Origin of the sequence: Paenibacillus zanthoxyli JH29 (assembly GCF_000520715.1) — a bacterium.
Taxonomy (GTDB): domain Bacteria; phylum Bacillota; class Bacilli; order Paenibacillales; family Paenibacillaceae; genus Paenibacillus_AQ; species Paenibacillus_AQ zanthoxyli.
Genome location: NZ_ASSD01000384.1, coordinates 1 through 22,917 on the forward strand (window position 1 = coordinate 1; position 22,917 = coordinate 22,917).

Here is a 22,917-nt window from a genome sequence, read left to right on the forward strand (position 1 = left end):
TCCTGTTCTAAGATTTGGACTTTTTCAGTGGCCTCCTATTACGCCTTGGGTTTTTCAACTCTACCGAGCATCTTAAAACTAAATGATTCAGTGCTCCCGATCGGGACTTATATAATCTTATTGTTTAATGGACAACCATGCCCGCCGATTATAACACATCAAATGACTTGAATAATGTTAACCGCGCTCAGTCTACAACTTTATTTTCCCGGTCTCAAACACATCATTCTCACCTTCATGTATAACTTCATAAAGCAATAGAATGACAAAGAGACTATTCCTTGAGAATAGTCTCTTCAGCATAAGGGCTCTTAATATCAACTTTTAAGGAGTGGAATCTTCTGATAATTCCTGTTTCCTTTTAAATGCTTATTGAGGATAAATGGCTCTTAACGCTTCCCATTGCTTTGGCTTTACTGCAATGATGGGCCGTATAGCTTTTGCTTGTTTTTCAGCTTCTTCTAAAGACTCGGCAAGCCCCAATTCACGCAGTGTTCCGACCGCCACGGTACCCGTGCGTCCTTTTCCCCCGCCACAGTGAAAGGCAACTTTCTTTCCTGCTCGGTAAGCGCCCACCACTTCCTGAATTGCCGTGCGGAAGAGCTCTCCTTCCGGCTCTGTTGCATGGTCTCCCAAGGGTACTTTAATCCACTGAACAGTATCTACTGGATAAGCACATTCCTCCGCCTCTTCGCGCAGATCCACTACGACCTCGACGCCTTCCTCCTTAACCATTTGTTCGACATCTTGAGCTCCGCCAAAATAAATTTTGTCTTCTACCAAAGCTTGATAAGTTTTAGTCATAGGAATCTCCCTTTTATTCATATGTCAAATCAAATTGGCATTACCATTCCTTAAAAGCAGCTTCCGCCGCTACTAATCACCAGGCCAGCCCCTTCGTCGTCTCGGGCATAATCGAGAGCCATCTCTTGAACGAGATCGGCAACCTGGGGATCAGATGCCACTTGAATATCATTGACCACATGGATCACGTCATCTTCGTGAGGTGTGTCAAGCATCATTTGATAATTCAGGCCACAGCAGCCCCCTCCGGCGAAAGCGAATCTCAAGGTAGTACACCTGATTCTTTCATTGCTTCTTCAATGTAGTGTTTGGCGCCATCTGTGATTACCATCCGTATCTCTCCTCGTCTTTAATGAAGGTGTGCAAGTTCCTTCAACTGCTCTACTCCGCGGATCTCTTTCGGTCTCCAGGGAATGATCACCGCCTGACCGCCGGCCCTCTTGTTGATTTCCCGAATCCATTGAACCTCCGCCATGGCTCTGCCTTTCAATACTGGTTCCCCGGTTCCGGAGGCAGCCAAACTCTGGTTGATAGTCCACCATCTTACGGAGATTTCGGCGCGCTTCAAGTCTTCCTCCAGCCGGGAGGCCTCATAAAAAGGAGTTGCTTCTGCCAAGGTTACGATAATTACTGCCGTTTCCTTCGCATTGCGGAGCCTCGGAAGAAGCTTTCGAACCGAATCCGGAACCTCACCTGCAGACCGGGTGACTTCTTTATGATATTCCTCGCTGGCATCCAGCAAGAGGAGCGTATGGCCAGTAGGTGCGGTATCAATGACTACGATCTGATCTTTGGAGCGTTCAACGAGCTCAGCAAAAGCCCGGAATACTGCGATTTCTTCCGTACAGGGTGATCGTAAGTCCTCTTCAAGAACAGCAAGGCCTTCTTCATCCAGGATTTCGGCATTCTGGCTGATGACCTCTTGGCGATATTGATCAACTTCAGCCTTAGGGTCGATTCTGCTTAGAGATACCAATCCGGCATCTTTGCCGAAAAGGGTCTCAATGTGAGCGGCGGGATCCGTTGTGCTGAGGTGCACGTTATGACCGCGTTCCGCCAAACCGACGGCCAGAGCGGAAGCGACGGTTGTTTTGCCCACCCCGCCTTTGCCCATCGTGAACAAAATACGGATGCCGGCTTGCTCGACATCGTCGATCAGGGCAGATAGAGATGGTAAGCGGGGCGTCGCTTCCTCGGACGCAGCTTCAAGAGAGACAGGCTCAGCCGGTTTAAAGAGCTGCCGCATACGGTTGACTCCCAAGATGTTGTAAGCGACCAGCGGAATATGGAATGCAGACAGATTTGTGAGTATATCAGGCATTGCACGTAAAGCAGTCTGCTGCCGTTCATAAAGCCCGGATGAAATCGGGTCCTCTGATTCCGGTAGTTGAAGCAGACCGTTAACGATCAATATTTGACGCGTGACGCCGATCTCTCGAAGTTCCTCAGCGGCCCTTGCCGCTTCCAGCAGAGGCGTCCGATCCGGGCGTGTTACCAGCACCAAAGTCGTTTCAAGTTGATCCGATAACGTCCGTACAGCCTGCTCGTAGACCTCTTTCTTACGCTCCAGTCCGGCCAGCGGGCCCAGACAGGAAGCTCCGTGAGTACTTTCTTCCAGAAATCCGTTCCATGCGGACGGCAGCTGAAGAAGGCGCAGCGTGTGGCCTGTGGGCGCAGTATCAAACAGGATATGATCAAATTGCGATCTCAATTGTTCATCGGTCAGGAGGGTTGTAAACTCATCGAAAGCAGCAATTTCTACGGTACATGCCCCCGACAACTGTTCTTCCATCGTGGAGATCACCGAATCGGGCAGAACACCCCGGTAGGGAGCGACCACCTTTGCTTTATATTCTTCCACTGCCGTCTCCGGATCTAAATTCGCGGCAAAAAGATTAGGAACACGCTCAATCACAGTCGGTTGATTGGAAAGTTCCATGCCAAAAACATCCTGCAAATTTGAAGCCGGATCGGTGCTTACAAGCAGAACCCGTTTACCCGAGTCGGCTAGCGCTACCGCCGCTGCACAGGCTGTTGAAGTTTTACCTACCCCTCCTTTGCCTGTAAAGAACAAATATGGAGTACGCAGGATGGCTAATGGATCAAACCGGGTGGACATGTCGATCCTTCCTTCCCTTATTTTGATTTCAATTTCAGCTCTATACGCACCTTGGGTTTTTGGGAGAGCTCGGATGCCGGGATTCCTGTCCATTCTTCCAGTTCTTCATTTGAGGGATAGCCTTGTTTTTTAACCACCTGTCCATCTAATAGGATAATTGGCAGCACATCCGGTCCTTCGTCAGTAAGCAGCTGTCTTATCACAGTATTGGCTACAAAAGCATCCGGCTCACTGGTCAAATTATATCTGGACACGCTAAATTCTTTCTTCTTCAAATTATGGACCACCGCTGAGATGCGGATTAATTCCGGGTCAACAACAGGGCCGCATACTCCTGTGGAGCAACACATGGCCGGATCATAAATCTCTATGGATTTCATACACCGAATTCTCCCTTCTTTGAAAAAGAAGCCGGGATCTCTCCCGGCCGGACTATTCATTATTCGCCGGTTTCGGCAAATTGTTTAATACGTGCTCCAACCTGATCCCGGACCCGCTGAAACACCGCCCATTTCTCTTCTTCGGTCCCCTGCACTTTGGCCGGGTCGTCAAACCCCCAGTGTTCGCGTTTCACCTTCGGAGGAGTAATCGGGCATTTATCAGCGGCATCCCCGCACAACGTGATGACTAGATCAGCGTTATTCAGCAACTCCGAATCAATAATATCGGAGGTCTGCCCCGAGATATCAATACCCACTTCGCTCATGGCTTGTACAGCTTTGGGATTTAGACCATGCGCTTCAATACCGGCGCTGTAAATATTCCAGCCATCGCTGAGGTATTTCTTCGCCCAGCCTTCCGCCATCTGGCTCCGGCAGGAGTTCCCTGTACACAAAAAGTAAATGGTTTTCTTATCCATGAGTAATCGTCTCCTTTAAATTAAAGAATGGTTAACCATATATAGAGTCCCAGAAGGGTGATGAATAGTGTTGGAATCGTCAAAATGATCCCTGTTTTAAAGTAGGTCCCCCAGGATATCTTCACACCTTTGGTTGAAAGTACATGCAGCCAGAGTAAGGTAGCCAGCGAACCAATCGGTGTGATCTTCGGCCCTAAATCCGAACCGATGACATTTGCGTAAACCAAAGCATCTTTAATAATTCCTGTCGTGTGTATTGCGTCGATAGCAAGCGCATCAATCATGACCGTAGGCATATTATTCATGATCGATGAAATGATCGCCGCTATAAAGCCCATGCCCATCGTCGCGACGAATAGACCTTGATCAGCAGCGCCTTGAATCACATTAGCCAGGACATCCGTAAGTCCGGCATTTCGGAGTCCATACACTACGACATACATCCCTATGGAGAAGAATACGATCGCCCAGGGCGCCCCTTTAACCACTTCCATTGTTGGTACGAAAGGACTTCTTCTAGCCATAATCAGGAAAAAGATCGCGATAATCCCGGCTACCACGGAAACAGGAATGTTCAGGAATTCACTGACGAAGTATCCGGCCAGAAGAACCGCAAGGACAAGCCAGGATAACTTGAACATCCTCTTGTCTTTGATGGCCTCTTCAGGATTTTTTAACTGAGAGCCGTCAAACTGTCTCGGGATACTTTTACGGAAGAAAATGAACAGCACCAGAATACTGGCAGTAAGCGAAAACAAAGTAGGGATAATCATGTGTCCCGCATATTCCATAAAGGTGACTCCAAAAAAGTCGGCGGAAACAATATTAACCAGATTACTGACGACAAGCGGCAATGAAGTCGTATCTGCAATGAATCCGCTGGCAATGATAAACGGAAATACTTTTTTCTCATCAAAATTCAGTGCGCGCACCATTGCAAGCACAATCGGAGTCAAGATGAGAGCTGCGCCGTCATTGGCAAAAAACGCGGCTACAACCGCTCCAAGAATGGTGACATAGATGAACATCCGGATTCCATTCCCGCGTGCGGCTCTGGCCATATGTAGGGCAGCCCATTCGAAAAAGCCAATTTTGTCAAGGATTAAAGAAATGAGTATGATTGCAATAAACGCTAGCGTAGCATTCCACACAATCAGGGTAACATCGAGCACGTCGTTAAAACTGACAACGCCCGCAAGCAGCGCCAATACGGCCCCGCCGCAGGCCGACCATCCAATCGATAAATTCCGGGGCTGCCAAATGACAAAGATTAACGTAAGCACAAAAATGAAACTCGCTAGTAGTACCGAAACCAATCCGCTGACCTCCATTTAATTACATGAAATTCTCAGACCTTTCTTATCCAGTTCTTCCAGCTCATGATCTTGTGAAGGAACGAAGGCAATCAATTGTTGAATTAACTCATGTTGAGGACTGTTTGGATTAATTGAATAAAAAATCCATTGGCCTTTCCGATTTTCCTTAACAAGACCGGCATCCTTAAGCTTCCGTAAATGTTGGCTGACCGACGGCTGACTCGTTTTAAAAATTTCAACGAGCTCACATACACAGCATTCCTGCTTCTCCAGAAGCTTCATGATTGTCAGCCTTGTCTTGTCTCCCAAAAGCTTTAATGTCTGTGATACTTCGTCTAAATCACCCATTTCAAAGCTCATGTTCCGCCTCCTTTCGCCAATTATTATATAACTATGTGCTTATATAAGCAATGGCTGATATAAAGTTTCATCGTTCTCATGAATATTTGGATGTCTTTATTATTAATGCTGTCTACAGCTCGTCATTTGGATATTTTAAAGCCGCCGTCAACAAATATGGTTTCGCCGTTTATATAATTTGCCATCTCCGATAACAAAAATAATATGACCTTCGCAACATCCACTGATGATGCGATTTTACCAGAGGGTATGGTCTTTTCCGAAAAGTCCCTTACTTCCGGATTATCAAATGATTTCGCGGTCATTCCAGTGTATGTAAATCCGGGCGCAACAGAGTTCACTCTTATGTTGAATTGCTGTAAATCCAATGCCATTGCGGATGTCAATGCGACGACCCCTCCCTTGGAGGCGGCATAGTCAGCCATATCCGGTCTAAAAATTCTTGATCTTATACAACTAACGTTAACAATTGTACCTATGTTGTTTTTGATCATTTTTTTAGCCGCATGTTTGGTAAGTATGAATAGTCCGGTAAGATTTGTAGAGATGACTTTATCCCATTCCTCAATGTCCAGCTCATAAAATGGTTTTGAACTTGCATATACACCTGCACAGTTGGCCAGTCCGTCAATCTTCCCGTACAATGCTTCAATTTCATCTAATGCATCGATTACTTTGAGTTCATCTCTAATGTCAGCATGATAGTGTCTATAACGTTCATTCATTATGGTGCTCTGGTTAACATCTAACCCCACAACAGAAGCCCCATGTTCCAATAATAACTCTGCACAGCTCCTTCCTATGCCTGAAACAGAGCCAGTGACCAGAATCGTTTTACCTAAAAAATTCATGTTAACCCCACACCTCAATTATTAGATTACTCCTATCATTTCATTTGCCAACTTTAGTATCATACAATAATTAGCAGAAAAAAATGAGTTTTATACTTGCATATTGCAAATTAATGAGTTATAACTTAAATCACGAGGTGAGACACAATGGAAAATCCGCGAGAGCTATTTCAAATCATGACCCGCCGCTTTGGACTGCTCAATAAATATTGCTGCTCAGTTGGCGGCTGCGATATCTCTTTGGCCCAAAGCCACTTACTTTATGAAATTGACCGCCGGCACAAGCCATCCATGCAAGAGGTTGCAGAGGCGCTGGGAACAGAAGTAACGACCTTTAGCCGACAAGTACAATCACTGATCCAGATGAATTTAGTCAAGAAAACGCCCGATCCTAATGATCGGAGGGTATATACCCTCTCCCTGACTGCGGAAGGCAAAATGATCGCCGGTATGATTGATCAACAAATGAACGATTATCTGGACGAAGTCTTCTCGTACATGACGGAGTTTGAGAAAGAAACCGTACTACGCTCAGTAAAGCTTTTTAATGAGGCTATGGGGAAATCAAGCAGATGCAGCGCACCTGTAACTGGGTGATTTCTCTTAACATATAATTGCAAATTGCAAGTTATAGTTATTAATCTTCATTAAGATTTAAGGATAAACATTCTCTAAGGAGGCGGAAGTTATGTTAGGAGATCTTTATGTTGCGGAGTACTTAACGAAGTATCAAGAAATTGAGCTGCAGAGGAAGGCATTACACGCTTGGAAATTTCCACAAAAGAAAACCTTCTCTTTACGCAAATGGCTGTCCCAAAAAGGTTCTTCTTCGATCTCTACATCCCCTGTTAGCTATGAGCCTTGCTGCTAGTCTTGGCAAGAACCTTCGAGTTATGTTATGAAACTAAAATTCTAAAGGAGTGTTACCCAATGACCAAACTTACAAATGACCAAATCCGCCAAAACGTTAGAACCCGGTATCAACGATTCGCTGTACAAAAAATCGAATCGAGTTCTTCATGCTGTTCCTCAGAACGTTCTAACAGCTCAGCCGAATGCTGTGATACCCCCACTGACTTTAATGCCATTTCCGAAAAGCTCGGTTACTCTACGGATGAATTAGCTACAGTACCCGAAGGAGCTAATCTTGGCCTGGGGTGCGGCAACCCGCAAGCTATTGCTGAGCTCCAAGCAGGCGAAACGGTTCTCGATTTGGGCAGCGGTGGCGGATTCGATTGCTTCCTGGCCTCTCGTCAGGTCGGCGAAACTGGCCATGTCATCGGTGTGGATATGACACCGGAAATGGTCAGCCGTGCTCGGGAGAACACTGCTCGGGGCCATTTTACGAATACCGATTTCCGTTTAGGTGAAATTGAACATTTGCCCGTGGCTGACAATACGGTTAATGTGATTATTTCCAACTGTGTGATTAATCTGTCCCCTGACAAGCAGCAGGTATTCCATGAAGCGTTTCGTGTTCTTCAACCAGGGGGCCGACTCGCTATTTCAGACATTGTAACGACTGCTGAGCTTCCTCCGGAAATCAAGGATGATCTCGATCAATTGTACTCCGGCTGTATTTCTGGCGCTTCATCGATAAGCGCACTGGAATCCATGCTTAAACAAAGCGGATTTACCGATATTTCCATCGAACCTAAAGATGAATCCAAAGCTTTTATTAAAGATTGGGTTCCTGGTTCCAACATTGAAAATTACATTGTGTCCGCTGTGATTAAGGCAATCAAATAATATTAAGGTCTAATCCATGGAGGGAAAATAATGATATCCACACTCACGGTTCGTCAGGCTGTTTCAGATGATATTGCCCCTATCCTTCGTATTTACAACCAGGGGATTGAGGACCGCATAGCCACACTCGAAACGGATGCCAAAGACCTGAATTACATGGAATCCTGGTTTCGGGAGCATCAGGGTAGATATGCTGTTTTGATCGCAGAGAAGGACGGTCAGGTGCTCGGATGGGCCTCCCTAAATCCATATTCTCATCGTTGTGCTTACAGCGGTGTAGCCGACCTCTCCATTTATATTGACCGTGAATCACGAGGACAGGGAGTTGGGAGTTCTCTCCTTCAGGCACTAGAAGATCAGGCCAAAGAAAAGGACTTCTATAAAATCGTATTGTTTACATTTCCTTTTAATCAACAAGGCCAGGGGCTATATCGGAAAATGGGATATCGCGAAGTTGGGATTTTTGAAAAGCAGGGAATTATAGAAGAAAAACATATCGATGTCATGATCATGGAAAAGTTACTCAAATAAAATTACCTTACGGCTAGGAAACCTAGACAAAAAATGAAGCAGAGCTGTATAGTCTGCTTCATTTTCTTTTAATTCCGGAACAGCAACTGGTATATGTAGCAGATCAGATCGAGCTCTAGCGATTTGACCTCTACCATTAATGTTGAATTATATGTCAATTCACTAACAGTATCATAAGAATTTGCCAGGCTAACCGAGTTAATAATCGCATTCTTTCCTTTGGACGGGCTTAAGTGTTAGCTGTTTGCATATATCCGGTAGCTCCAGGTACATTAACGTTGCTGAATGCAGACGGGGGATTCGAATAACCTGAAAAAAGCAAATAAACTTATACCTATCGTCAAAAACACTCGTTATATAATCATAATATCCTTCCTTTCGATTTGTGAAAATGGACAGACTCATGCGGTGTTATACAACAATCAAGGCAATGTATTTTCCAATATGATCGGGTATTATTTGCCTCAACGCGGTCTGCCAGAAGGGTCTGAAATACTTTCAATTCCTCCTCCAAATTTCTGCGTCGCGTTCCCTCTGATTTGATTCGTGAAGCTTTACTAGAGAATGCTCTGCTCCAAGGATCTCAATCTACCTGGGGCTAAATACCGACGAATTGCAGCCCGGTAAAGGAAAGAACCGAGCAGCGGTTGGCGTTGGGCATTACCAGTAAAAATCATTCAACTAAGTTTAGTTAGATACACACTCATGTAACGATTAATCTTAATTATAGTTGCAGATATTTATTATTCGGAGATTACTCTTCACACCAGGTTCATTTTATTTTGTGTATTATAGAAAAATATATAAAACCCTTGATACATCAGTGTTTTTGACGTATCAGGGGTTCTTAATTATCTCAAACATATATTGTAAAAAGTCTCATTTATTAATTACATCTGTCTCATTTATAATTGTTACTCACATAAATCAGTCACCCTCTTAGATCTTATAAGCCTTCATCGCCTTGCGCAGCTCCTTGATGCTCGGGCGCTTGCCGTACATCAACACGCCGGTGCGGTAAATCTTCGCGGCCAGCCAGCCCAGGCCGAAGATCGTAACGAGCAGAAGCAGCAGCGACAGGATAATTTCCCAGACAGCGACGTCGCCGACGCCGATCCGGAGCAGCATGCTAAGGGGCGAAGTGAACGGGATAAAGCTTGTGACCTTGATCAGCAGGGTGTTCGCATTCGAGATGCTGAACAGCGGAACGTAGAAGTTCACGAAGCCGAGCATCATGATTGGCATTACGGCCTGCCCGAGATCCTCGGTACGGCTGACGATAGAGCCGACGGCGGCGTACATCAGGGCGTACAGGAAATAGCCGAGAATATAAAGAATGATTCCGTACACCAATAGGCTAACGCTGAGCTGCCCCAGGTTGAGATTGAAATCCTTCAGAACACCCGAATTATGCGGGAGCATCAGGTTGGCGGCGATAGCTGCCGCGATAATGGCGATTTGCAGCAGCCCCACCAAGAAGATACCGATCACCTTGCCGAACATTTGCGCCAGCGGCGAGGCGCTGGTAATCAGGATTTCCATGATGCGCGAGCTTTTCTCCGAGGTGACCTCCGCCGCGATCATATTGCCGGTCATCATAATCGACATAAAGAACAGAATAAGCAAGACGTAGACAATAACATAGTTGATTAACGGATGCGATTTATCCTGAGCCGACTCGCCGTCCGCGCTGATCTTCTCGGTGCCAAGCTGCACCGGCGCATTCATGGCTGCGATCTGCTGCGGCGTCAGCCGGTCGCCCGCGATCAGCTGTGCGTTAACCTGCTGGAGAGCGCTCCGGAGGAAGCTCTGCTCCTCTGAACTGTCGTCCTTGGAATGGTAGACGACCGAACCGAGCCCCGTACCCTCCTGCTCCGTTAAGGTAAGGTATCCATCGACCTTGCCGTCCGACAAAGCCTTCTTCAGGCCGGGATCATCCGCCGAAGCGTACGGAACGACCGTCGCTCCCGTTCCGGGTTGCTGCGCGTAAGTCTGCAGAAGCTGCGCCGCGCGGCTGCCGTTCTCCGCAATGACCGCAATGTGAACACCCGGGCTTGAAGCGCTCCCGCTTCCGTCTTCACCCTTGAACACTTTGATAAAATAAGGGATATTCATTCCGATACTGAGCAGCAGAACCAAAATCAGCGTTGTTACAAGAAAGGATTTCGTTCTCACCTTGTTCTTGAACGTAAATCCGATAATCGTTCCCATCTTATTCATGAGATTCACCCACCACTCTGATAAAGATTTGGTTTAACGTCGGTTCCTTGATTTCAAAATGCTCCACTTCGCCCTGCTCCATCGCTTGCCCCAGAATCCGCTGAGCCGCGCCGATTTCGGATATCCGAACGAGATATCCCCTCTCCTGCCGCTCTACGGCGGTCACGCCGGAAATACGGTCAAGGCCGGTCACTTCGCCAGGTGTACGCAGCAGCACCTCTTCCCGGGGATAGCCTTTCTTGATCTCGCGGAGGTCGCCCTGCACGACCGTATTGGAGCGGTCCAGAATCGTAATATGGCGGCACAGCTCCTCGACATGCTCCATCCGATGAGTTGAGAACAGGATGCTTGTGCCCTGGTCGCGAAGCTCCCTGACCGTATCTTTAAGCAGCTCGACGTTGACCGGATCAAGGCCGCTGAAAGCTTCGTCCAGAATGAGAATCTGCGGCTTATGTACAACGGCGGCGATGAAGCCCATTTTTTGCTGATTACCTTTGGACAGCTCCTCGATTTTTTTGTTATAGTAATCCGGCACCTCGAAGCGGTCCAACCAGTAGCGCAGGCTCTTGTCGGCATCGCTTGCGGACATGCCGCGAAGACGCGCCAGATAGTTAATCTGCTCGCTGACCTTTACCTTGGGATACAGCCCCCGCTCTTCGGGCAGATAGCCCATGATGGACTGAAGCTCGCTGCTGTACGGCTTGCCTTTATATCGGATAGTCCCTCCGTCAGGATAAATCAGGCCAAGCACCATGCGCATCGTCGTCGTCTTGCCCGCACCGTTGGCCCCCAGCAGACCGTAGATTTCCCCCGGCTCGACGCCAAGGGTAATTCCATTCACCGCCGTTTTGTCTCCATACTGCTTCACAACACCTTCCAGCTTCAATGCTTCCATTCGTCAATCTCCTCTCTTTGAATCGGCAAGCTCGGGACGGTGTCCCATGGTCCACAAACTCAAAATCTCTTCCAAATCCAGGATGCGGTTCTTGATCATCTTTACGCCCAAATCCGATAAGCGTTTCTCTAAATCCGGCAAACGGGAGGTGATCATCCTCGCCATGCCGGGAGCCTGGATACTTAGTTCCAGCGCCTCCGGCAGTTCAGCCGCAAGCTCCGCCAATTCTTCTTCGTCCTTCGCACCAACCCAAACTTCATTCCACATGCCAAGCAGGCTGTCTTTCTCCGCCATGCCGAGCAGTTCCCCTTTATGCAGCAGGACGATGTAGTCAGCCAGCCGGCGTACCTCTTCCACAATATGCGTGGAGATGATAATCGTGGCCTGTCGCTCATCCATATAGCGCTGGAACGTCTCGATCATGATCCGCCAGGCAAAAGGGTCCAGCCCCGACGAAGGCTCGTCGAGCAGCAGCAGCTTCGGACCGGCGGCCAGCACGGCGGCGATTTCAAATTTGCGGCGCTCGCCTTTGGAAATTTTGCCGAGCCTTATCCCCCGCGGCACTTCGAATTGGTCCAGCAGCGCCTGGAAATACGCCTGATCCCAGTCAGGGTACCACCTTCTGCGAAAACAGGCGGCCTCTTCCGGAGTCCAGTGGCTCTCCTCTTGGATTGGGGATTCCGGCACATAGCCAATGCTCCGCCGGATTTCCATCGGGAGCTCGCCTTCGGCGCTATTCCCGAACCAGCTTATGGTCCCTTCTTCCGGAAGCGACAGCTTCAGGAGCATGCTCAGAAGCGTGCTTTTTCCCGAACCGTTCTGCCCCACCAGAGCGATGATATGCCCCTCCGGCAGCTCCAGGTTGATCGGCCCTATCGTTTTGGATCGCCTTTTCTTGATCACATTCCGCATCTCCACCGCCAGTTGAACCATGCCTCACTCCTCCTTTTTGTCCTCTTCCCCATATTTGTGCTTTACAATTTCCCGAAAAAGCTCCTCAAGCTCCTCGCGGCCGAAGTGAACAGAAAGACCGGCATCCACCGCCGCCTCCAGCGCTTTGCGGACCGTCTCCCGCCTGTATTCCTCTCTCGCCCCGTCTCCGACATGGGAGACAAAGGTTCCGGTTCCCTGCCGCGTCCGCAGCAGTCCTTCGCCCTCCAAATCCTGATACACCCGGCGAACCGTAATCACGCTGCATTTCAAATCTCCCGCAAATTCCCGGATCGAGGGCAGCAGCGTGCCTTCAGCGAGATTGCCGCTTATAATCAGCGACCTAAGCTGCGTCTCGATTTGGTGATACAGCGGCTCTGCGCTTTTTTCATCAATTTGTATAGGAATCCACAATGCTTACACCGCCTTCCCGCCCGCTAGCCGTTACGTCCCCCGTCATACGAGGTCCCGGCTCTTCAGCCTGACAATCGTCCACTTGGAGAACAGCTGCACGGACACTGTGCCCGCAAGCAGCGTGCCCCACATCAGGGGAGACAGCAGCCCCCACTCCTTCGAGCAGGCGAGGCTGTAGGACAGCAGATTGCCGCCGGACAGCTTCACCAGCATGGCCGCTCCGAGCGCGATCAGCATCAGCAGCAGAAGGAGCCAGAAATAAGCTTTGCCGCTGTATAGGAACTCGATGAAAATGTACAACCCCGTCACTGCCAGTCCATAGCCGATCCAGGTAAAGGAAAACACGACATACCCGAGCGGTGAGATGGAAGCTCTGAGATGGCCGGCAAGCGCGTAGACCAGTCCAAAGAACAATGCGCCGTTCAGCGCGAAGCATATGACTGATTGCAGCTTTCTTTTACATAGGACGGCTTTCAGCGGGATGGGCATGCTTCGCAGATACGCCAGCATTTTCGTGTAGGAATCCGAGCTCCAATACTTCATCGCACGGCGGGAATACACAACTCCGAGGAACGGAACTATAGCCAGCAGCAAATAGTCTGGCAAAACGCTTCGCTGATGGGTGTCCGCCGATTCATTGACGAGTAATCCCATCAGTCCCGCCAGATAAGTCATAAAGACGATGGAGAACAGCAGAGTGAATAGCAGCCTTATTTTGTCGCCCCGCAAATCCCCCCGGATCATAAACCAGGAATCTTTCCATGTTTGCATGAAGGTTAACCTCGCTTTAATGTGTGATTACGTGTGCTTATGTGTGCTTATGTGTGCTTACTGTATATATCTATATAAACAGTATATGTCCTTATTTTTCCAACGTCAAGAAGATAGATTAAAAATTCTAACTTGGGGGAGATGTAACGTTACCAAAAACGATTGTGCCAAAGGGTATAGTGAGTAAAACATAGTCCAGAAGCTGGAAATACAGTACAATAATAGAGCCAGCATAATTGTAGATCGTTTTGTAAGTGAGAACAGGGAGCTGAAATATTGGATAACCGAATTAAATTAGACTATGTAACAGATATCATTTACTTGGGGTTAGAAGATGATGATTGTCATATTCTAATTGATGAAGTGGAATACGGTACGTGGGATGAGTTTGATCAAGTTAATCTTGAATTCGAGAAACCCCGCTACCGCAATGTTCGAGAAAAGCTTGGTCTTGTTTTAGAACTAATTCAACACAGCGATCAAGTTCAATATACATATCCTCCGAGAACAAAGCATGAAATGAATGGCGGAATTAAGATAGCAACTCGCCGGGGAGCTCGTCTTCAAGAAGTGTAAGTATTTAATCTCTATTTTCGTTTTCGCTCTCATCTGCCCGGCGATGGAATTGCACTTATGTATAAGTCACCTTCTTCTCAAAAAGAACGGATCATACTTTTGCCTGACGATACTGAACAAAGGTATAAAGAAGAGCAGAAGCTATACCGGAAAGAAGCTAGGTCCCTAATTATGAAAGGACTTATGGATACAGATGAGCAAAATAATTTGCTTGAAAATCTCAGGCTGTTGAATGTCCACGAGCGATGCGCACAATCGCTGGAGCATGAATTTGGCCATGTTCTTAACGTTCGAGAACTCGAAACATTGAAAATCACACCTAATGATGCAAGCTTGATTTATAAATGGTTTCTAGATGCGGGGTATATTTTTAATATTGATAAACGGTTCCCAGATTTCGGAGGCCTTTCAGTATGGGACAAGCTTCACATTTTAAAAGAGGGAGTGGATCTTATGAAACGCATGTTGAATAATCAAATAACATCTCAAGCGCGTCGGCCCGCATCCTCGTCGGATTTTGATTCAATCATCGCATTTCATCAAGTCGTTGGCCGTCGGAAAAAGAAGGACTGGGTAGCTGGTTCGCAATCTTTGACAGAAGATATTATTCGCCGTGATTTGGAAGAACTTGAACGTTCGGCTCTAAACCAGGTTGCAGCAACAAAATTAGGCTATTCGGAATTTGTGGTGGAAAAGCTCTTCGCGACATTGTTCATAAAATCGGATTACATGGTGGAAAATTCATGGATAACTCATCCTCTGGGATAATAAGAATCGTTGCATGAATTTTCATTTTTTCAACATAATGAAAGCGAGACAGCCACCGTTGATGCGATTTCCGGATTCACCCACAATTGGAAGCGGAGTTCGGATCAATAAAGTCATTGCAAATTGGAGTTGAATCGTTTATTATGGATACTATAGGTCCATATTAATGATGATTCGGGAAGGGAGGAGGGAAACTTGCAGTTCTCCAAAAGCACGGATTATGCCCTACACGCTTTAGTTCATCTGGGACATTCGGAGCGTTGCAACAACGTCGGGATCAAGGAATTATCTTCAGCACTTGGTGTTTCCGAAAGCTATTTATCCAAAATCATGTCCAAACTGAGGCAGGATGGAATCGTACGTGCTGTGCCGGGGGTGAACGGCGGTTACGAGCTAGCGCGGCCGGCGGATCAGATTTCCTTTCTTGATGTGATTCAAGTGATTGAAGGAAGACAGCAGTTATTCGAATGCTCGAATTCGAGTTCGCGGCAGCATCGGTTGTTAGCGGAAGAGGGGGCTGCTGGGCGGGATCAGAAACGTCCGGGAAAAAACGAATGTTTGGTTGAGAAAGTTATGAACGGCGCGGAACAGCATCTGCACCAATACTTACAGGAACATACGATTCAGTCGGTATTGGATGAGGCATTCAAGCGTTGCAGCCACGAGGTAAACAAGAAGTGATGCACTTCTTGTATTCTAATTATGGATATTATCGATCTATGGAGGTGTCAGTTAGCAATGGAAAAACAAATTTTCGATGTCGCAATTATTGGCGGCGGACCGGCTGGGTTGAACGCCGCCCTGGTGCTTGGGAGGGCAAGGAAAAAGGTGGCGGTGATCGATGAAGGTCGTCCCCGCAACGCTGTAACTCGTGAGGTCCACGGGTTTCTTACCCGCGACGGAATCAGTCCGAGCGAATTTCGGCGCATTGCGAAGGAAGAGATCAGAACTTATCCCTCCGTATCATTCGTAACGGATACGGTGTTGTCTATCGCGGGAACCGACTTACAGTTTCAAATTGAGACGGATCAAGGACAAACCTTTGCAAGCAAAAAAGTTCTGTTTGCTGTTGGCATGAAAGATGAGCCGCTCGACATTCCGGGACTGCAGGAGGTATATGGAAAAAGCGCTTTTGTATGCCCGTATTGCGACGGCTGGGAATTAAGGGATCAGCCGCTTGTCATCATTACGAAGGGGGCTGAGCTTATGCATTTTGCTCCACTCATATCCGGATGGACGGACCGCTTTACCGTCTGCACGAATGGCCCTGATGAACTGACGGATGCCGAGCGCGAGGAGTTCCGGCGGCATCAAGTGCCCCTGTTCGACTCACCAATCAGGCACATTGACTCCAGCGACGGGATCGTGCAGCAAGTCGTTCTTGAAGACGGGACGACCGTCCCATGCACGGGGATCTTTTTCAAACCGGAGCTGGTTACGGGATCGGACTTGCCGCGAACGATCGGATGTCAGATCACGAAATGGGGGGCTGTCGTCGTCGATGACTTCGGAAAAACGAACGTTCCGGGCGTCTATAGCGCTGGGGATGCAGCATCGCGAATGCATCAGGCCATAGCTGCTGCCTCGATGGGCGCATTTGTCGCCGCGGTCATCAATAATGAGCTAAATACAGAGGCTTGGGGGAGAAAAGGATGAGTAATTTGAACAATATCAAGCGCGGCCCGATCATGTTTGCCCTGATTATCGGCCTGTTCGTCGCCGCTTTGAACGAAACGTTGATGGGTAATGCCCTTCCCGACTTGATGAAATCGTTTGATTTGTCTGCGGCGACGGCCCAGTGGCTTTCCACTGCCTTCATGCTCGTCGTTGGCGTGCTTGTTCCGGTGACGGCAATTTTGCAGCAATGGTTCTCGACCCGGAAAATTTTTCTATCAGCGATGGGCCTGTTCTTTGTTGGTACAGTGATCGCAGCGGTGTCACCGACATTCAGCGTGCTGCTAATCGGACGGATTATTCAGGCGGTCGGGACCGGCATGCTGCTGCCGCTTGTCATGAACGTCATCATGACCATTTATCCGCCGGAAAAGCGGGGTGGAGCGATGGGGACGTTAGGGCTCGTCGTTATGTTCGCGCCGGCGATTGGCCCGACCGTATCGGGTTTAATCGTTGACGGGCTTTCGTGGCGCTGGCTGTTTTACCTCGTAACACCGTTTGCGCTGCTCTCCGTTATTATCGGAGCCGCTGTGTTGAAGAATGTGTCGGAAGTCACCAAACCGCGTGTGGATTTTTTATCCATCGTGTTGTCGACGATCGGCTTTGGCGGAATCGTCTATGGATTCAGCAGTGCCGGCGAACACGGTTGGTCGGAACCGGCGGTCATCTGGACGATCGCGGCGGGTGGCGTTGCGTTGTTGCTGTTCGTCTGGAGGCAGCTAATATTGAAGCAACCTGTCATGGATTTACGTGCTTTTAAATATCCGACATTTGCGCTTGTCGCGGTGCTGCTGTTTGTGCTTATGATGACCTTTTTCTCATCGGCCATCATGCTTCCGATGTTTATGCAAGGCGTGCTCCTGGTAACGGCATTCAAGTCCGGTTTGATCCTTCTTCCTGGAGGAATCATCAATGGGTTCATGGCCCCAGTCTCAGGCAAGCTGTTTGACAAGTTTGGGCCGCGCGTTCTGGTCATCCCTGGATTAGTCATAGCTGTTATCTCACTGTGGCAATTCACTCGATTCGACGAAACGACGAGCACCGGCTTCCTCGTGGCTATTCACATCGCGCTGATGATTGGCATCGCGCTAGTCATGATGCCTGCACAGACGGCAGGACTTAACCAGTTGCCAAACCATCTGCACCCGCATGGGACAGCGATCTTGAATACACTGCAGCAGGTGTCCGGCGCAATCGGCACTGCCCTATATATCAGTATTATGTCGAGAGGACAGAAGCAGTATTTGAGCGGTGCAAGCGATCCGCAGGCTCTGACGGAAATCGCTAAAGGGCTCGCATCCGGCATCAACAACGCATTCTGGTTCGGCGTCATCATCGCTCTCGTTGCGCTCGTGCTCGGTCTCTTTATCCGTAAAGGGAAATCGCCGGAGCATGAACAGTCGGCTGGATGAATCAGGCCGTTCGTTTAGGGGAATTCATAAACCATAAGGAAAGCGTGGGGTATACTCATGAACGATTTTTTTAATGCAGCCCTATGGGAAAAAGTGTGGAATGACGAGTCCGATTTGAAAATCGACAGGATGAAAAAGAATGGAATCGATCCTACCAGATCTTTTGACCATAAGGCCAAGACCTTCAACGAACAATCGTTTAGCGAAGAGGGAAGAAAACGAACCCAACGAATCATGAACTGGCTAGAAGGACAAGGTGTGCAATTCGAAAACAGCTCCATTTTGGATATTGGCGCTGCATCCGGCGTGTTCTCGGTACCGTTTGCGGAGCGGGGGGGCTGTGTAACCGCCGTAGAGACTTCTCCTCCGCTGATCGAATTGCTGGAAGAAAACATCGCGAACTTCGCCGAAGACCAGGTGAAGATTGTCCCCGTACCGTTTGAAGATATTAATGTAGAGGCCAAGGGCTGGAACCAGGCCTTCGATCTCGTCTTTGTTTCGATGAGCCCAGTCGTTCACAATTGGGAGAGCGTGGAGAAAGTGCTCCAGTGCGCGCATAAGTTCTGTTATATCAGTATGCCGGTCGTTCATTCGGAGCACAGCCTAGTGAAAGAGATTTGGCCGCTCGTCACCGGTCAACCCTACCAATCGAAACTTACGGAAATGGGATATTTGCTGCATCTGCTGTATCTTAAAGGTTATGCATACGAGTCGCTTATCACGCGGGAAGCGAAAACGACGGAAGTCTCCAGAGAAGCGGCGTTGCAGGAAGCGATGACTTGGCTTGGCCATCACCATCTGCCTGTTGATGAGCGGAATCGGAACATCATTGCTGACTATTTGGAGCTAGCCTATCCGTCGGGAAAAGTCGTCATCCATGAGGGCGGACGTTTTGGCAAAGTACTGATTCGATTGCAGGATCAGAACATGTATACGAGAGAGATTTGAGTCTGACAAGGCGGGTTGCGCATTCATTTCAGAAAGATCAGAGATCACTTGGTGGTCGAGTACCGAAAAGCGGTCGTCTATTTTCTAAACGGGCCTGCTCGCCGTCGCTCTCCCAATAACCGCTTGCTACGGCGTCAGCAGCCAACTCGTTGTTTAAAAATACGTAAATGTAGAGGGGCGGCAATAAGAAAAAAAGAAGAATTTTCGATTACGTGGTAGGTAGTCAGCTGCATTTCTCGTCTCAGATGTTTCCTTTGGTTGGCCATGACCATAAATTCACTTTACGCGGCCTCTTTGTTGTAGCTGCTTCTACGTTCGAAGAGAAAATAATTGAGTCTATTTTGATGAAAAAAGGTAGCCATATGGATATTTTAAATCTTTCTCATTTTACTTCTTAATATTTCAGAGAATGAACACGATATTCTCATTCAGGTGGAGACGAACTCTCCACCTTCTAATTGCCCTCATTGTGGGTGCGTACCGAACCTCTACAAGCACGGTAACAGAGATCAGCTTTGTATGGACTTGCCGATCCACGGAAAGCGTGTAGGGCTCCTAATTAAGCGTCAGCGGTATAAATGCCGTGAGTGCAATCAAACGTTTTGGGAACGGTTAGACCACACCATAGACGAAAAGAGAAACTGTACAAAGCGTCTCTTGTCTTACGTTGAAAAGCAAAGTCTCAAACGAACATTTGTCAGCATTTCCGATGATGTTGGGATGGACGAAAAGACGGTCCGGAACATCTTTCGTGACTATATCAACCACCTTGAAGAAACACTTCGGTTTGAAACTCCTAATTGGCTTGGCATTGACGAGATTCACATCATAAAGCCCCGTTGCGTCTTAACCAACATCGAAGAACGAACGCTACTGGACGTTCTTCCTAATCGAAATAAGGAAACGGTTGTGGGCTATCTCTCACGTCTTCCGAACAGAGGGAGAATACAATACGTCACAATGGATATGTGGCATCCTTATAAGAATGCTGTAAAAGCTGTACTTCCCAAAGCAACTATCATCGTTGATAAGTTTCACGTTGTCCGTATGGCGAACCAGGCATTAGAAACCATCCGCAAACAGCTTAGAGAATGCTTATCACCAAAGGAACGGCGCGGGCTTATGCACGACCGTTTTATCCTCCTGAAACGCCACAAAGAGCTTACAGAGATGGACAAAGTAACGCTTGACCTGTGGACTAAGAATCACCCCTCTCTCGGTATTGCTTACGAATTGAAGGAATCGTTCTTTGACTTATGGGACATCGACAGCAGACAGAAAGCACACCTCAAATACCACGATTGGAAAGCCAAGATACCGAAGGAATTTCAAACTGCTTTTGAGCCTCTTACAAAGGCTATGGAGAACTGGGAAGCTGAAATATTCTCCTACTTCGACCACCGCGTCACAACGCCTATACGGAATCTCTGAATAGCCTTATCCGTGTCATCAATCGTTTGGGTAGGGGCTATTCATTCGAAGCCCTACGAGCCAAAATGCTCTTTACAGAGGGGCTTGCAAAACAACGGAAGCCTAAGTATCAGCGGCGGATCGATAAATACGAGCTGGAGGAGTATTTACCCGTATTCAAGATGCCTCCTGTTATGTGTGAACCAGAAGAAGTTACGTTGCTTGGTATCGACATTTCCACCTTGATTGAGAAATCGGAGAAGGGCGAATTATAAGCCCTTTTCCACCACAAAATCCGAATACCCCAAAATTATAGATGAAAAAGCCATCCTTTTGGATGGCTTTTTCATTGATTGTAGTATGTCATCAGGACAACAGCGGCAGTTCAGGGCTTATTTTCTTGTTCTATTCCTACGCTTTTTTCTTTTATCGAATCCGTCTCCCCTATTCGCCATCAGTCTCCCTTAGCCCGCCCTCTTCCGGGTTCGCCACATGCTGGAGCCGGTATTCCATCGAGGAAAACCCCTCGATTTTGCGGAAGGCGCGGATGAAGGTATTCCGGTTGTTGAACCCAACCGAAGCCCAAATATCCTGAATCATTGTGGAGCCCGCCAGCAGCTCCTTCGCTTTCTGTACCCGCAGCTCCTGCAATGCCGAGCTCCTTCTTCAGCAGGCGGGACATATAGTCCGGCGTCGTATGGAACTTGTCGGCCAGGAACTCCAGGTGGATATCCTCCTGATAATTGGCGTCGATGAGAGGCTTTAAGGCCAGCGATTCCAGCTTATCTGCCTTCGGCTCGATCGTATCCATGATTTTGTTGAAGTAGCCGTAAATGAATTCCGTTATGCTGTCAACCGACAGAGGATGCTCGGGACAGGATCATGCGGATATACTCCCGGTACGTCGATATGATATCCCTCATCGCCATTTTCCAAATTATACTTGATACAATTCAGCCTAGCCCATACCGATATAAATAACAGCTTGTAATTTATCTTATTGGGGGGGAAACGGGTGGAGAAGTACGCAAGGACACGCATCTTCGTAATGATCTTGGCTAGCTTGGCTTTAATTGTCGCAGGATGTTCCAACAAAGCCGTTGAAGAACACAAGACGGAGGATACCAGCATCACACTGAAAGTCTTCTGGTGGGGATCGGAAGATCGGCAGAAAAGAACGGAAGCGGTCATCAAGCTGTTCGAAGAGCAGCATCCCGAAATTAAAATCGAAGGCTCCACCGTACCGTTTTCGGCATATTGGGACCAACTGGCCATAAAAGCAGCAGATCAGGATTTTCCTGACGTGCTTCAGATGGATTACAGCATGATTACCGATTATTCCATGCGCAAGCTGCTGGAACCACTGGGTGCTTTTGTGGAGAAGGGTACGATCAATTTGAGCGATGTGGACAGCGTGTACGTCGATCCAGGCAAAATCAACAATGCGCTGTACGGTATTTCACTCGGCGTTAACGCACCGGCATTGATTTATGATCCCAAGGTATTCCAGCAGACGGGCATCAAAGGACCCGAGCAGGAAATCACCTATGATCAATTGATTGAGACAGGCAAACAGCTCAAAGCCGAGCTTGGCGAAGATTTCTATCCGCTGGATGCGGAGACGCTGGACTTCAGCTATTACATCCGGCAAAAAGGAGCGACGCTGTTCAGCACCGACGGCAAAGCGCTGGGATATGAGAACGACCAGGATCTGGCTGATTTTTTTACACTGCAAAAGACACTGGTGAACAAAGGCATAATGAAGTTCTCCGGAACTAAGGAAGAGAAGGATTCGCTGATCGTTAAAGGCGATTCCGCTTTTAGCCCGATTACGAGCAACCGGGTCATTCTCTATAGCCAGCTTAAGGGAAGAGCGATTCGCATGATGCCATTGCCGCTGCTGCAAGGCGGAGAGGAAGGAAATTATCTGAAACCGTCGCAATTCTTCTCCATTTCGTCCTACAGCAAGCATAAGGAAGCCGCTGCCGAGTTCATCGATTTCTTCACCAATGACACTGCGGCAAACGAAATTCTCCAAGGAGAGCGCGGGGTACCGATTGCTGGTAAGATTCGGAAATTGTTATCGGAACAAGCGGGCGAAAGCGGAAAAGAGCAGTACAACTATATCGAGTACGTCGCCAGCCACAACAAGCCGATTGATCCTCCGCCTCCGCGCGGAGCCAGCAAGGTAAACAACCTGCTGCTGCGCCTGGGCAAACAAGTCAACGATGGACTGAAGACGCCGGAGGCAGCCTCGCAGCAGTTCCGCAAAGAGGCAACGGCAACGCTTGCAGAAATGAATTCCTAAAG

23 protein-coding genes and 1 pseudogene are annotated in these 22,917 nt (G+C 48.1%); 11 read left to right on the forward strand and 13 right to left on the reverse strand.

The window, feature by feature from the left end; translation table 11 throughout:
• Positions 1–369 precede the first annotated feature (369 nt).
• The 7 genes from L691_RS0114075 to L691_RS0114110 form a co-directional block, all read right to left on the reverse strand.
• Complete coding sequence (locus L691_RS0114075; RefSeq protein WP_025691135.1) at positions 370–804, reverse strand: protein-tyrosine phosphatase family protein; 435 nt, start codon at positions 802–804, stop codon at positions 370–372.
• A gap of 349 nt (positions 805–1,153) precedes the next feature.
• Entirely contained in the window at positions 1,154–2,923 is a 1,770-nt protein-coding gene (gene arsA / locus L691_RS0114085; RefSeq protein ID WP_025691136.1) for an arsenical pump-driving ATPase, read from the reverse strand.
• Positions 2,924–2,940: 17 nt separating this feature from the next.
• Entirely contained in the window at positions 2,941–3,303 is a 363-nt protein-coding gene (arsD, locus tag L691_RS0114090) for an arsenite efflux transporter metallochaperone ArsD (RefSeq protein WP_025691137.1), read from the reverse strand.
• Positions 3,304–3,362: 59 nt separating this feature from the next.
• On the reverse strand, positions 3,363–3,782 hold the full coding sequence (gene arsC, locus L691_RS0114095; RefSeq protein ID WP_025691138.1) for an arsenate reductase (thioredoxin): 420 nt from the start codon (positions 3,780–3,782) through the stop codon (positions 3,363–3,365).
• 20 nt (positions 3,783–3,802) lie between these two features.
• On the reverse strand, positions 3,803–5,113 hold the full coding sequence (locus tag L691_RS0114100) for an arsenical efflux pump membrane protein ArsB (protein WP_036737065.1): 1,311 nt from the start codon (positions 5,111–5,113) through the stop codon (positions 3,803–3,805).
• The gene (locus L691_RS0114105) at positions 5,114–5,458 is read right to left on the reverse strand and encodes an ArsR/SmtB family transcription factor (RefSeq protein ID WP_025691140.1); all 345 of its coding nucleotides are present in this window, start codon (positions 5,456–5,458) and stop codon (positions 5,114–5,116) included.
• A 122-nt stretch (positions 5,459–5,580) separates the two neighbouring features.
• A complete protein-coding gene (locus tag L691_RS0114110; protein WP_156934238.1) occupies positions 5,581–6,309 on the reverse strand; it encodes an SDR family NAD(P)-dependent oxidoreductase in 729 nt (242 codons plus the stop codon).
• Positions 6,310–6,456: 147 nt separating this feature from the next.
• On the opposite strand from L691_RS0114110, the gene L691_RS0114115 reads away from it, so the two are divergent.
• The 3 genes from L691_RS0114115 to L691_RS0114130 all read left to right on the forward strand — a co-directional run bounded on the left by L691_RS0114115 (position 6,457) and on the right by L691_RS0114130 (position 8,589).
• A complete protein-coding gene (locus tag L691_RS0114115) occupies positions 6,457–6,906 on the forward strand; it encodes a MarR family winged helix-turn-helix transcriptional regulator (protein WP_025691142.1) in 450 nt (149 codons plus the stop codon).
• A gap of 333 nt (positions 6,907–7,239) precedes the next feature.
• Positions 7,240–8,058 carry an arsenite methyltransferase gene (locus L691_RS0114125; RefSeq protein ID WP_025691144.1) on the forward strand — a complete coding sequence of 273 codons (819 nt, stop codon included), beginning with the start codon at positions 7,240–7,242 and terminating at the stop codon, positions 8,056–8,058.
• 33 nt (positions 8,059–8,091) lie between these two features.
• Positions 8,092–8,589 carry an arsinothricin resistance N-acetyltransferase ArsN1 family A gene (locus L691_RS0114130; protein ID WP_025691145.1) on the forward strand — a complete coding sequence of 166 codons (498 nt, stop codon included), beginning with the start codon at positions 8,092–8,094 and terminating at the stop codon, positions 8,587–8,589.
• Between the two features lie 939 nt (positions 8,590–9,528).
• Here L691_RS0114130 and L691_RS0114135 read toward each other — a convergent pair.
• The 5 genes from L691_RS0114135 to L691_RS0114155 are packed head-to-tail and all read right to left on the reverse strand — an operon-like array spanning position 9,529 to position 13,819.
• Entirely contained in the window at positions 9,529–10,809 is a 1,281-nt protein-coding gene (locus L691_RS0114135) for an ABC transporter permease (protein ID WP_025691146.1), read from the reverse strand.
• Positions 10,802–11,704 (reverse strand): ABC transporter ATP-binding protein, encoded by a 903-nt coding sequence (locus L691_RS0114140; RefSeq protein WP_025691147.1) that lies wholly within the window; start codon positions 11,702–11,704, stop codon positions 10,802–10,804. Before L691_RS0114140 ends, L691_RS0114135 begins: the two co-directional genes overlap by 8 nt.
• Before the next feature lie 3 nt (positions 11,705–11,707).
• Positions 11,708–12,637: an ATP-binding cassette domain-containing protein gene (locus L691_RS0114145; protein WP_025691148.1), complete on the reverse strand. Its 930-nt coding sequence runs from the start codon at positions 12,635–12,637 to the stop codon at positions 11,708–11,710.
• A 3-nt stretch (positions 12,638–12,640) separates the two neighbouring features.
• Entirely contained in the window at positions 12,641–13,048 is a 408-nt protein-coding gene (locus L691_RS0114150; RefSeq protein WP_025691149.1) for a GntR family transcriptional regulator, read from the reverse strand.
• Between the two features lie 42 nt (positions 13,049–13,090).
• A complete protein-coding gene (locus tag L691_RS0114155) occupies positions 13,091–13,819 on the reverse strand; it encodes a hypothetical protein (protein WP_025691150.1) in 729 nt (242 codons plus the stop codon).
• Between the two features lie 276 nt (positions 13,820–14,095).
• Here L691_RS0114155 and L691_RS0114160 point away from each other — a divergent pair, with 276 nt between their 5' ends.
• The 7 genes and pseudogenes from L691_RS0114160 to L691_RS28920 all read left to right on the forward strand — a co-directional run bounded on the left by L691_RS0114160 (position 14,096) and on the right by L691_RS28920 (position 20,882).
• On the forward strand, positions 14,096–14,395 hold the full coding sequence (locus L691_RS0114160) for a hypothetical protein (RefSeq protein ID WP_025691151.1): 300 nt from the start codon (positions 14,096–14,098) through the stop codon (positions 14,393–14,395).
• Between the two features lie 57 nt (positions 14,396–14,452).
• Positions 14,453–15,163, forward strand: a complete 711-nt coding sequence (locus L691_RS0114165) for a hypothetical protein (protein ID WP_025691152.1) — start codon at positions 14,453–14,455, stop codon at positions 15,161–15,163.
• Positions 15,164–15,358: 195 nt separating this feature from the next.
• Positions 15,359–15,844, forward strand: coding sequence for an RrF2 family transcriptional regulator (locus L691_RS0114170; protein ID WP_025691153.1), 486 nt, complete (start codon positions 15,359–15,361; stop codon positions 15,842–15,844).
• A gap of 57 nt (positions 15,845–15,901) precedes the next feature.
• Positions 15,902–16,819 (forward strand): NAD(P)/FAD-dependent oxidoreductase, encoded by a 918-nt coding sequence (locus L691_RS0114175; protein WP_025691154.1) that lies wholly within the window; start codon positions 15,902–15,904, stop codon positions 16,817–16,819.
• Positions 16,816–18,249 carry an MDR family MFS transporter gene (locus L691_RS0114180; RefSeq protein WP_025691155.1) on the forward strand — a complete coding sequence of 478 codons (1,434 nt, stop codon included), beginning with the start codon at positions 16,816–16,818 and terminating at the stop codon, positions 18,247–18,249. The genes L691_RS0114175 and L691_RS0114180 overlap by 4 nt, the downstream gene beginning before the upstream one ends.
• A gap of 57 nt (positions 18,250–18,306) precedes the next feature.
• On the forward strand, positions 18,307–19,197 hold the full coding sequence (locus L691_RS0114185) for a class I SAM-dependent methyltransferase (RefSeq protein WP_025691156.1): 891 nt from the start codon (positions 18,307–18,309) through the stop codon (positions 19,195–19,197).
• Between the two features lie 362 nt (positions 19,198–19,559).
• A pseudogene (locus L691_RS28920) lies at positions 19,560–20,882 on the forward strand (ISL3 family transposase).
• A 169-nt stretch (positions 20,883–21,051) separates the two neighbouring features.
• Here the strand turns inward: L691_RS28920 and L691_RS0114195 are convergent.
• Positions 21,052–21,258 (reverse strand): helix-turn-helix domain-containing protein, encoded by a 207-nt coding sequence (locus tag L691_RS0114195; RefSeq protein ID WP_025691157.1) that lies wholly within the window; start codon positions 21,256–21,258, stop codon positions 21,052–21,054.
• Between the two features lie 364 nt (positions 21,259–21,622).
• Here L691_RS0114195 and L691_RS0114200 point away from each other — a divergent pair, with 364 nt between their 5' ends.
• Positions 21,623–22,915: an ABC transporter substrate-binding protein gene (locus L691_RS0114200; RefSeq protein ID WP_025691158.1), complete on the forward strand. Its 1,293-nt coding sequence runs from the start codon at positions 21,623–21,625 to the stop codon at positions 22,913–22,915.
• Positions 22,916–22,917: the final 2 nt, after the last annotated feature.